The organism is Paenibacillus odorifer (genome assembly GCF_000758725.1).
GTDB lineage: Bacteria > Bacillota > Bacilli > Paenibacillales > Paenibacillaceae > Paenibacillus_AQ > Paenibacillus_AQ odorifer.
In genome coordinates, this window is sequence record NZ_CP009428.1 from 5,296,604 (window position 1) to 5,308,080 (window position 11,477).

Genomic DNA, 11,477 nt, shown 5'->3' on the forward strand with positions numbered 1-11,477 from the left:
GACATAAAGCCCGTACAGGATACCTTAATTCAGCATCCCGCCGGGCTTAACAAACCATAATTCAGTTAGTGGGTATAAGCGCCAACATTCTCAGGATCAACCGCATCATGTAAAGCCGCATTCAGACCACTGGCCACGATATTCGCGATCCCTTCAATAAATTCATCGATTTCCTTGGGAGTGACGATCAAATCGTGCCCCAGGGGTTCAAGCACTTCCTTCACTAATGACAAGCGTTCCTGCTCAGAGATATCGTCCAGCATTCCCATGATTTCCTTAGTATGGTTTGCTCCTTGCCCGAAGTGATTTTTCATCATCTCCAGCACATTATTCACAATAGTTGAGGCATAGCAGACAGTGGGCACTCCGATTGCGATACAAGGAACACCCAGAATTTCTTGGGTCAATCCACGTCGCTTGTTGCCAATCCCCGAACCGGGATGGATCCCAATGTCCGCAATTTGAATCGTCGTATTGATACGCTCCAGTGACCGGGATGCCAACGCATCTATGGCGATAATAAGCTCAGGTTTCGTGCGATCCACGATTCCCTGCACGACCTCACTCGACTCAATTCCAGTCAGCCCAAGCACTCCAGGAGCAATAGCGCTCACCTTACGATAACCAGGGGAGATCTGATCCGGAACCAACTCATAGAACTGCCGTGTAATGAGTGAGTTCTCCACCACTAAAGGACCCAGTGAATCCGGTGTAACATTCCAGTTACCAAGACCAACAATCAACACAGATGCATCCTTGCCAATCCCAATTCTGATCAAAAAGTCCTCAAATTCGCGGGCAAAAACTTCTGCCACCTTTTGCTGCAAGCCTGTATCTCCGCCACGCAGAGCGGGTACCTCAAGGGTTACATAGTTGCCAATTGCGCGTCCTATTGCCTGTGATCCGGCAGCATTAGCTACACCAAGACGGGTCACTTTAATCCCATCAGACTCTTCCACTTCTTCGTTCACACCAGGGATTGGCGTTCGTTGTGGGCCTTGAGCCATTTCCTTTGCCTCTAACGCCAAATCGGTGCGCACAGAATATAGCTGCAGATCCGGTTCCATTGTGTACCAGCCTCCTAAAAGTTTTGTAAGCATACACTTCCATGAATTACTTCGAACAAAACTCACTTCGAAAGCAGCTGCTTAGTTTTGTAAGCATACACTTCCATGAGTTCATCCTCATTTGGCAAGCTTCTGCCTATGCTCTTTTGTCGATAGTGTGCGAGAGAAAGCCAATGTTTATGCAGGATACGGAGGTTTAATTTGAAAGCTTTAAGTATTGCTTTTTGCTACCGGTCATGCTAAACTATTTTAAGTTGTGAATCATTTGATAATGATTTCGAATGTCTTACAGGAGGTGAATGCAATGCCAAATATTAAATCCGCGGTTAAACGCGTAAACACGAACGAAAAACGCCGTGCACTGAATGCTTCCCAAAAATCCGCGCTTCGTACAGCTGTGAAAACTGCTGATGTAGCTCTGACTGGTACGGAAGTAGAAACTGCTCAAGCTGCTTTCCTAGCTGCTTCCAAAAAGCTGGACAAGGCCGTAAGTAAAGGTCTGGTTCATAAAAATGCGGCTGCCCGCAAAAAATCCCGCTTGGCGAAGAAATTGAACGCTCTTACGGCTCAAGCCTAAGACGACATTCATAATGAGCAATTGAAGAACCTGACCGCTATGCTTCATACGGTTAGGTTTTTTTGTGTCTATTAATTAATAATAAGTAGTGTTAGTTACTTTTAAGAGATGTGTGTTAAATGAAAGAAGACCACCTTAGAGAGGCGGTCTTCTTTCATTTATTTTTTCTCTTTTTTCATTTCATAATAGTTACCATCCCATAAGAAAATCATCGTTTGATCGTCTTTAACAATAAAACTGCTGCCGGGATTCGTCCAATTATTTATAGATACCGTCTTAACCGATTCCGTTTCGATCCCAAGGTCACTTAATTCATTTCTGTATTCGTTAAAATAGTCATCCTTAGTGATGTTCTCTTCCTTATATTCAGGGCTCATAATTTCATCTTTATCAAAAGATGCTTTTTCTATCGAATAAGTTACTCGCATTCCAATAAGCTTTTCATCCTCCGCTGCCGAGACAGGTGTAGAACCTACTATACTTTGTACACTCCATTCCCCAAAATAAGAAGGTGCATCTGCAGAGGTATTCGTATTCGCAGGCGAATCAGAGGCAGATCCTGACGGTGAATTAGTATCCGTTTTGCCACAGGAACTAATTAGTAGAACGAGTAAAAGCAGTGCCGAATATTGAAATATTCTTTTCATAGTCAGATCATCTCCAATACTCTTTCCCTTCTTAGCTCAGACACCTAAACGCAGCATGAACAGCTCCAGCCCTAGCACTTTGTCTATAGCCCCTGTTTTCATTTTATAATCCAGATCCGCCAATGCACTTAAGATTTGCCGCAATCGTTCACTGGAGAACTTATGGGCCTGCTCCCCAGCAAGCTTAACCGCATAAGGATGCAATCCGATCTGTGACGCAATCTGTCCCTGCGAATAACTATGTGCTGATAAATCCTTAACCTGCAAAATAATGCGGAACTGCCGCGCAACCAGCGCTGCGATCTTGATCGGTTCCTCACGCTGCTTCAGCAGCTCATATAATGTATCAAGCGCCTTATCAAGACGCAGATTAGCGATATCCTCAACAAGCGTAAACACATTTTGTTCTGTTCCACGATGTACCAGACTCTCTACGGCCCCCGCATCCACAGTGCCGCCCTTACCAGCGAATAAACAAAGCTTGTCCATCTCTGCAGATAAACCTTGCAAGCCGGTGCCTGCATTCGTTATAAGAATTTCTGCAGTGCCAGGTGCCATTACACAACCACGCTCACGAATTCCTTTTTCCACCCAGCGCAGCAGCTCTTCTGCTCCCAGCGGATTAAAGGCTAATACTGTGCCCACTGATTTGACAGTCTTCACAATTTTTTTTCGCTCATCCAGCTTATCATTATTCACCATAAAGACGATCACACTGAAGTCTACAGGATGCTGCAAATAGTCACTTAAAAGATCTATACGATGCTCCAGTTTGGCATTTTCTTTGCCCGCTGTAAATAACGAGGCATCCCGCACCAGCAATAGTTTACGTTCTACCATAAATGGCACAGTCTCCGCTTCTTCTACCACAGCCTGCACCGGCGTCTCAGAGAGATCAAAGGGAATAACTGCGAAATCACGATCCTCTTTAGCAATCAGCTGTTCTTCCAGCAGTGCCGTGAATTCATTCATTCGAAATTTCTCACTGCCATATAAAACATACAACGGTGAGATCTTCCCTTGTTTGATTTCTTTTATCGCCGTTTTGGCATCCATCCCGCCACTTCCTTTTCCATTCATCTAGCCCATTTTGTCCAGAGTTCTATTGTAGCAAAAAAAACTACAAAAATGCATGCAAAAACGGAGAAACTCTGGCAGCCATGGCCAAAGCCTCTCCGTTTAAGCGGCGCATCTATATAAACGACGGAGTGCGAAGCTCTAGAAACTCCACATCCGGCGGTCATACCGATGTTCTGCAAAACCTATACTTTCTAGTTCCTGTCCTGTTGATATAGTATATTCAGAAACTTCGAAAAAAGTTCCAACCCCACTTTAATTTGTTGAAGATGAGGTTGGAGTGTTCGTTGGGGTCGCTCCAGGGGATGCAGCCGGACTTGAAGAAGCAGTAGCTGCTTCCTGTACAGTGAACACCTTGGTTACATTCACACCATCTTTTTCTGTCACGTACGTAAACTTCGAGCTGTCCGCGGACCATTCACCAGAAATCCAATTTCCTTCTAGCGGATAAGAGTTTACGGCTAACCGTTCTTCCGCTGAGCCCTCTGGCGACTTCTTATAAATTACAAGCTGCAACCCAACAAATTCTATAGCATACTGACCATCAGGAGAAGTCCAGGTCTGCACATTAGGATCTTCAGAACTGCTTAAGCTCATAACTTCCCGTCCGTAGTCATATGGAAACTTTAAAGAATCCTCCATCGGTGGAGCAGAATCGGCTGCGCTGTCTGAATTCATATCAGCAGTTTGCTCCTTATTATCCACCTTTAGCTGATTGCTACTGGCGTTGCTAGAATCTGAATTTTGAGATTTCGTGGCGACATCCTGCCTTGGCGGAGCAATCTTCTCTGTCGGCTTAGGATCTGCGCTTTGAGGCGGTTCAGTGATCGACCGCCCTCCAGCTCCCGCTCCCGCATCAGCTGCATCCGCCGGTGCACTTGGCATCGAGGCAGGGTCCACTGGTCCCGTCGCTCTATCTAAAGCGGCGTTATCTTCGTTCATCTCCGGTGCATCCGCCTTAAACTGCGCAGCGCCCTCGTTCTCTCCACCAGCGGCAGGTGAAGCTCCATCAGAGTTAGCAGTAATAGAAGCTTGCGATTCCATTGCTGTATCCTTAGTATCATCGCTGGCTGTTTTAGCGCTATCCTGCATCCTTTGTTCCACTTCTGCCCCAGGCATTTTATCGGGCATATTAAATATTGCGATCCCTAATAGAACGGCAGCTGCAATAGCTCCAATGCCTGTCCGTGTTGCTATAGAGGTTCCCTTGGCAGGTTTACCGCGGGAGCTTTCACGTGAAAATGGGACAACAACCGGCTCCTCAGATCTCACAGCACTCTGTTCACGACTGCTTCGATCCAATTCTGCAAGCTGAGGTAAAATAGAGTCAACCAGACTAAACGGGGGTTTCACGTCTGGCAACTGCTCCAATTCATTGGAGAGAAGTGTCAGGCGCTCAAAGACTTCCGCGCAGGAAGGACAATTATCGATATGACGGAACATCTCAACAATCTCATCTTGACTCAAATCTTTGTCTAAATAGCGGTGCATCCATTCCATCACCTCCGCGCATTTCATCCCGATACACCACCTTTCTGGTACTCCTGAAGTCTATTCTGCAGTTGCTGTCTAGCCCGAAATAAGTATGATTTCACTGTATTCAAGGGCAAATCCAGACAATCTGCAATCTCGTTGTAAGAAAAATCCTGTAAATAGCGCAGGACAATGACTGTCCGATGATGCTCGGGCAATTGATCAATTGCTTCACGTATATCCTCAGCTAAATAAGAGGATAGAACCTCACGTTCCACATTGTGTTTATCCTGAAACACCATTTCATGTTCATCAATAGAAACTGTAGGTTTAGTTCTTCTGAATTTATCAATGCAAATGTTAGTGACGATTCGCTGAACCCACGTTTTGAACTGGGCCTTCTCCTCATATGAGCCGATTTTTGTATAAACCCGGATCAAGGCTTCCTGAGATGCATCTAACGCATCTTGTTCATTATGCAAAATGTAGAAGGCCGTTTTATATACATGTCCTTCAATTTCTCGCAATAGGGTGATTAGAGCGTCGCGATCGCCCGCTTGAGCGGCTCTGATGAGTCCCTGCTCCACCACGAAGGTTCCCCCTCTCTATGCAATCTTACTGACGCGCAAGACTGCGAATTTGTTGCAACCGTGTAATTAATATTTTTAGAATACCAAACTTTTCTTAGAACGTCATGTTAAGCCAGCCGTTACAACGCGCTATCCCGCATTGCACAGCCAATAATTCCTACTAAGCATACAGGGGAAACAACAATCATTCAAATACTCTTTTTCACTATCTTAGTAACAAAAATGACATCAAAAGAAACGGCCTATCCCCTTGTCGGAAATGAAGCCGTCTGTCTTAAATATTACCCTCCGGAATCGGGCAAGAAACTCTATTTATAGAGCGCAATTTTGCAGAGCATGAAGACCGCGTAGTTTTCCCTAGTCTCATCATCCACCACATAGGCTTCTCCATTCTCAAATAATTGAGGGTTATTGTAATTGCGCTCTAATCTGTAGATCTGCCCTTCCGTCACCTTACAACCATGGAATGCCGACTCAATTTCTACGTACTCAGCATCATCTTCATCCGCTGCTTGATACAGCTTTTTGTCATTATAAGCAGGCATATACTCACTCCCGGCTGGATAATAGATCCTGACGTTCAGTCCATGTATCACTACTCTTCTATTATATAGTTTATTATCTTTATCCCGATTCTATACTTTCTAAAAAGCATAGAATAAAAGGAATATGGACAGCTCAAAGAAAATCAACATAAAAAGGCTGCATGGCCAACATCTGTCAGCCACACAGCCTATAAATAAAAACGCGAATCTGGATTTCAATCTTCGTTCGAACTATACATTAAATCCCTTTTATCTCTTTAAACTTCGCCACATATTGGGCAGCAAGATCGGTAATCTGATCGTATCGGCCATTCTTCGCCGGTGCAGTCAAATTCCCCCCAATGCCCACAGCCATGCAGCCGTTTGCAATCCACTTCTCCATATTGTTCAAATCCACGCCACCGGTCGGCATAATATTCACATGTGGCATAGGACCTTTAACCGCTTTTACATAATCCGGACCGAAAGCACTGCCAGGGAACAGTTTAAGCACATCCACGCCGTACTTCAACGCTTCCTTCATTTCATTTAATGTCATGCAACCAGGCATATAGGGAATGCCGTAAAGATTACACATCTTAGCTGTCTCCACTTCAAAAGAGGGACTAACGACAAACTCTGAACCTGCAAGAATGGCTATTCTAGCTGTTAATGGGTCCAAGACAGTTCCGGCGCCAATCACCGCACGACTCCCGTACTCTGCAACCAATCTCTTAATCGCCACGTCCGCGTCTGGTGTAGTAAAAGTTACCTCAATATTATTTAGACCGCCTTCTATACAAGCAACGGACATCTTAAAAGCTTCCTCAGCACTATCTGCTCGAATAACCGCTACAACCCCGACGGATGCCACATTCTGTAATACTTTCATTTTCTTCATCAGTAGACTCCCTTTCTCTTGGTACGATCATAGATAAACAGGAAATACTTTTTTAGGTAAACTTTTTTATTAAATTTACTAATTATTGCGTTTTGTTCTATAAGGAAATAGTAATAACAATACGATTAACAGTCAATACATTTTTATTACATCAGAGGGAAATAAGTAATAAAATCTAAGAAAAACCTTTATAAAACAAGGGTTTATGGAAACATTATTTTCTTTTTACGAAAAAAGTTTTTTGGTTAACAATCATTCTTTTATTGTACAAAACCGATTTATGTGATAATTTCAAATTACAAATCATTATACTGGGATAAAATCATTACCCTAGGAGGAACTAAAAATGAGTAAACAGCTGGATGCCGTCACTTTCGGGGAGCCGATGGCGATGTTTTATGCGAATGAGGCCGGTCCTCTGCATGAAGTATTTTCGTTCTCCAAAGCATTAGCAGGTGCAGAAAGCAACGTGGCTACAGGCTTGTCGCGTTTGAATCATCCTACAGGTTATGTTACGAAGCTTGGCGAAGATAACTTTGGCACATTCATTGCTCAGGCGATGAAGAATGAGAACATTAATACGGACAATATTACTTTTACTAAAGAGTATTCAACAGGTATGCTTATCAAATCGAAAGTGGTTACCGGCGATCCAAAGGTCGAATACTTCCGCAAAAACTCCGCGGCCTCCACGCTTAGTTTGGAGGATTTTGACGAGGCCTACTTCAATTCCGCAGGACATCTGCATGTTACAAGTATCTCCGCCGCTTTGTCCAAGAACTGTCTTGAATTTTCTATTCACGCTATGGAATTTATGAAGAGTAAAGGAAAGACGATCTCTCTGGATCCTAATCTGCGTCCTAGCTTATGGCCGGATACAGAAACAATGGTGAGTACCATCAATGATCTGGCTACACGCTGCGACTGGTTCCTGCCGGGACTCGGTGAAGGTAAAATCCTTACCGGACTGAGCACACCCGAAGAGATTGCTGACTATTACCTGGAGCGTGGCGTAAGCTTAGTCGTCATCAAGCTTGGCCCTGAAGGCGCTTACTATAAATCCTCTGCTGGGGAAGGTTACGTGGACGGATTCAAGGTGGAGCAGGTTGTTGATACGGTGGGTGCAGGTGATGGATTTGCGGTTGGCGTAATCAGTGCGATGCTGGAAAAGCTTCCGATTGCTGAGGCCGTCAAACGCGGCAATGCGATCGGTGCGTTAGCCGTCATGTCGCCAGGCGATATGGACGGACTTCCCACCCGTGAGGAACTTGCGAAGTTTATGCAACAAGAAGTCTAATAATCGCAAAAGAGCAGCGATTCTCCGTTATTGGAGGAGCGCTGCTCTGCTTTTTGGGTCGCTGATTGGCTGCTATGGCTATGCTATTGCTATTGCTATTGCTATTGCTATTGCTATTGCTATTGCTATTGCTATGCTTCAGCAGTGTAATCACGTACCCCTGGGGCTTTCGGACCCAGAAGACGCTATTTGCGATTTTTTTACCTTTGCGGCGTAGTTTCGAACTCCAGTGACGCTATTCCTTATGAAAAAGGGCATTTAGCATGTTTTCCATGCCGATAACTGCGATGGGGTCCGATAGTACTCCAAATATGGGATTATACTGCTTATAAGATCAGCTGAGTCCGATAGCGACTTCCTGCGCGAAAATATTACTCAATCAAACCCAAGTTTAGTGTTTAGATAAAGTTAGGTCCAATAAAAGGGGGAGTGCTCAACAAGCTAAGAAATAGCTGCTGGGCACTCCCCTTTTTATAGTTCAAACTTATTTGTAAGACTTCACCGACTGCCCTTGCTGCAAGGTCGGCGGGAAACGATATGTAATTGGAACAGAAGCTCCCTTATCCTCGATACAAGAGAGTATAATCTTGGCAGCCTGCATCCCCATCTCGTAAGCAGGCTGTCGGATTGTCGTAATGACCGGATTATATATTTGCGCGAATTCCGCATCATCTATCCCGATGACCGACAACTGTTCTGGAATAGAGATGGCATTTCGATTCGCATATTTCAGAATCTCCGCTAGCGTGATGTCGTTCGTAGCAAGCAACGCGGTCGGCGGCTCCGGCAGTGCTAATAAGTGTTCCAGCCCCGAAGCTAATTCCTCTTTGGATACACTGCAAATATACTCCTCACGCAGCGTTATGCCCGCTTCTTCCATCGCTTTTTTGTAGCCACTAATCCGCTCTTTCCGAGGGGTAATCGCATGCTCCCCAATTGGGAGGGACACCAGAGCAATCCGCTCATGACCTTGCTGTATTAGCTGCCCTACGCCTATCTTTGCCGCCATTTCATTGTCCAGCAATAGACTCTGCGTGGTGATTCCATCTACCAGACGATCCATAAAGACTAGCGGAAAATCAGCCTCTATCAGCTTGCTATAGGCAGACGGGTTATTCCCTGTAGGAAAAATAATCAGCCCGTCCACCTGACGTGCGATTAAGGTTTCTACATACTTGCTTTCTTTCTCCGCATTCTCATCCGCGTTGCATATGATCACTTGGATTCCGTGATGCTGCAGCTCATTCTCAATCGCCCGGATACATTGGATTGACAGCGTATAGTCAATATTGGCTACGATGATCCCGACCATATGCGTCCGATTCTGCTTCAGACTGCGCGCCAGACCATTCGGCTGATAATTAAGCTCCTCAATTACTGCCTCAATCCGGTTTTTCGTCGCTTCACTCATATATTTAAAACGTTTGTTCAAAAATTGGGAGACCGTACTTTTCGAAACTCCCGCTTTTTGAGCCACATCATCAATCGTTAACTTCTTCATCGCTTCGGCTCCACTCTTCTCAAAAGAAAATACTTTATCAAAAAGTATAGCTTTTATTTAGTGATTTATCTACTAGGGAGTATTGTTCATATAATCCATATAAAGCTTATTTTGTTGCTCTTCGGATAAAAAAGCCCAATTCTCATCCAGCCACCCCAATCCAGCTTTCGTAAGAATATCCGCTTTACGTTGTTCCCCACCCACTTTATAATCCATAATTAATGTTTCTCCCTTAATCTCTTTAAAACCAATTGCTGTAGCAGGTGTTGGAATGCTCATGGTCTCCATATCATAAAGTACGGTTTTCTCTTTGTACTTTTTATCCCCTGCATATTCTAAGTAACTAAGTACGAGTTGTCCATGCTCCTTATCAACAGCGATTAATGACTTGTATTCTAAAAGTGTATTATCGAAGGATGCAAGCGCTATTGGAACTACAGATTCTCCCGCCGCTGCTTTTTTAACATTAAGCATTGAAAATTTAACATCCTCATACATTCCTACACCAAGAGTCATTTTGAAGGAAATTAACAGGACGTAATCGCCTGCCCCAAAAAATCCACTCAAATATTGATACGTACTTGCCCCTCCCCCATAAAGAGGAAAAGTATAAATCCTAGTAGCCGAAGAAGCCGTTAGCTCCGTCTGGTCCTTAGAGCTCAGGTAAAGAGTGAACGGTTCTGTAGGATGTGTGTACTTTGGCTTCTTGTAGTCAACCATCGGGGGTGGCGGCGACCAAAGAATTCCCGCTGTTGTCTCAACGGCATACGCTTTGCTCTTATCTCTGTTCATTGGCAAAGGCATGTAGTATTTCTTACCGCTAATCTCAAATTCTACTGGACTTGTCGGAGGCTCTAACGCTTTATCATTAGTTGCAGAACTAGAAGAAGGCAGTATGCCTGCGCCTTGTGACTGAACGGATGGCGAATGGATTGGCCCTGTGTTTTTCCATACACCCATAGGCAAGGTAAGCGCACCTATCAACAAAACCGTAGCCAGACTGGTTAGAAGCACATTTTTATTCATCCAATAACGTTTGTAACCTGAACTTTTATTCACAGCAGCCTGTTCGATCCGCATCATTAACTCAGGCGTGAAACCATCTTCAATGAAAGGTCTTTTGCCTGCTTCCGCATACCAATCCGTCTGCCCGATCATCACTGGATTACTATCATCCGCGTTGCGTTTCATTCCCTCTCCTCCTTCTGGATAGCCTCTTTAACCTTCTCTCTCGCCCGCGCGAGCCGAGATTTCACGGTTCCTTGTGCTACATTCAGCAAATCTGACATTTCGGCAATGGATAATCCATGTTGAATATCTAGCACAAGCACCTCTCTGTTCTTCTCTGGAAGGGTCATAATAATTTCCCAGATACGGTTCGCATACTGATTGCCGAGAGCTTCTTTTTCCGCAGAAGGAGCATTAACAGTAGTAGGTTGATCGCCCAAAGCTATGAATCTGCGCCAAAAGCTATTTTTACTCCAACTGAAGGCCGTATTTCTGGTAATTGTAAGCAGCCAGGTTTTCATCGAAGATTGACCCCGGTATTTCCCAACATTCTTATACGCCTTCAAAAATACTTCTTGGCTGATATCATTTGCCTGCTCTCGACTTCTAGTTAAGAAAAAAGCATAATTCCACACATCCGAGCCATGCGCCTCCATCATTTCCCGCAAACTCATTGCGGGCGCGTACGCTGCTGTATATGGTATATCTTCGCTTAGCATGTTTCGCCTCACCCCTTGCCTAATAAGACTTTCCAAACTTGAAAAAGTTCCCTCTAAAATAAAAAAATAGGTCATTCATTAAAAAACACCACCGAT

The 11,477-nt window shown here is 44.5% G+C and carries 12 protein-coding genes; 2 read left to right on the forward strand and 10 right to left on the reverse strand.

All coding sequences use genetic code 11. The features are described from left to right. Positions 1 to 65: 65 nt before the first annotated feature. Entirely contained in the window at positions 66 to 1,067 is a 1,002-nt protein-coding gene (gpr, locus tag PODO_RS23175; protein WP_036677518.1) for a GPR endopeptidase, read from the reverse strand. Positions 1,068 to 1,371: 304 nt separating this feature from the next. Between gpr and rpsT the strand changes: the two genes are divergently transcribed. After that, positions 1,372 to 1,644 (forward strand): 30S ribosomal protein S20, encoded by a 273-nt coding sequence (gene rpsT / locus PODO_RS23180; RefSeq protein WP_036677521.1) that lies wholly within the window; start codon positions 1,372 to 1,374, stop codon positions 1,642 to 1,644. A 158-nt stretch (positions 1,645 to 1,802) separates the two neighbouring features. On the opposite strand, the gene PODO_RS23185 is transcribed toward rpsT, so the two are convergent. From PODO_RS23185 to PODO_RS23210, 6 genes are all read right to left on the reverse strand, one after another. Then, the gene (locus PODO_RS23185) at positions 1,803 to 2,291 is read right to left on the reverse strand and encodes a hypothetical protein (RefSeq protein ID WP_038572946.1); all 489 of its coding nucleotides are present in this window, start codon (positions 2,289 to 2,291) and stop codon (positions 1,803 to 1,805) included. 36 nt (positions 2,292 to 2,327) lie between these two features. Then, positions 2,328 to 3,347: a DNA polymerase III subunit delta gene (gene holA, locus PODO_RS23190; RefSeq protein WP_036677525.1), complete on the reverse strand. Its 1,020-nt coding sequence runs from the start codon at positions 3,345 to 3,347 to the stop codon at positions 2,328 to 2,330. Positions 3,348 to 3,623: 276 nt separating this feature from the next. After that, positions 3,624 to 4,886, reverse strand: coding sequence for an anti-sigma factor family protein (locus PODO_RS23195; protein ID WP_038572948.1), 1,263 nt, complete (start codon positions 4,884 to 4,886; stop codon positions 3,624 to 3,626). After that, positions 4,883 to 5,431 (reverse strand): RNA polymerase sigma factor, encoded by a 549-nt coding sequence (locus PODO_RS23200; protein WP_036677530.1) that lies wholly within the window; start codon positions 5,429 to 5,431, stop codon positions 4,883 to 4,885. The genes PODO_RS23195 and PODO_RS23200 overlap by 4 nt, the downstream gene beginning before the upstream one ends. A gap of 308 nt (positions 5,432 to 5,739) precedes the next feature. Then, positions 5,740 to 5,976 carry a hypothetical protein gene (locus PODO_RS23205; RefSeq protein WP_038572950.1) on the reverse strand — a complete coding sequence of 79 codons (237 nt, stop codon included), beginning with the start codon at positions 5,974 to 5,976 and terminating at the stop codon, positions 5,740 to 5,742. Between the two features lie 238 nt (positions 5,977 to 6,214). After that, a complete protein-coding gene (locus PODO_RS23210) occupies positions 6,215 to 6,856 on the reverse strand; it encodes a bifunctional 2-keto-4-hydroxyglutarate aldolase/2-keto-3-deoxy-6-phosphogluconate aldolase (RefSeq protein WP_038572952.1) in 642 nt (213 codons plus the stop codon). Between the two features lie 346 nt (positions 6,857 to 7,202). Here PODO_RS23210 and PODO_RS23215 point away from each other — a divergent pair, with 346 nt between their 5' ends. Then, positions 7,203 to 8,153, forward strand: a complete 951-nt coding sequence (locus PODO_RS23215; RefSeq protein WP_036677538.1) for a sugar kinase — start codon at positions 7,203 to 7,205, stop codon at positions 8,151 to 8,153. Between the two features lie 484 nt (positions 8,154 to 8,637). On the opposite strand, the gene PODO_RS23225 is transcribed toward PODO_RS23215, so the two are convergent. The 3 genes from PODO_RS23225 to PODO_RS23235 form a co-directional block, all read right to left on the reverse strand. Beyond that, positions 8,638 to 9,654 (reverse strand): LacI family DNA-binding transcriptional regulator, encoded by a 1,017-nt coding sequence (locus tag PODO_RS23225; RefSeq protein WP_038572957.1) that lies wholly within the window; start codon positions 9,652 to 9,654, stop codon positions 8,638 to 8,640. Between the two features lie 72 nt (positions 9,655 to 9,726). Beyond that, entirely contained in the window at positions 9,727 to 10,845 is a 1,119-nt protein-coding gene (locus PODO_RS23230) for a hypothetical protein (RefSeq protein ID WP_038572959.1), read from the reverse strand. Further along, positions 10,842 to 11,381 (reverse strand): RNA polymerase sigma factor, encoded by a 540-nt coding sequence (locus tag PODO_RS23235; RefSeq protein ID WP_052097267.1) that lies wholly within the window; start codon positions 11,379 to 11,381, stop codon positions 10,842 to 10,844. Before PODO_RS23235 ends, PODO_RS23230 begins: the two co-directional genes overlap by 4 nt. Positions 11,382 to 11,477: the final 96 nt, after the last annotated feature.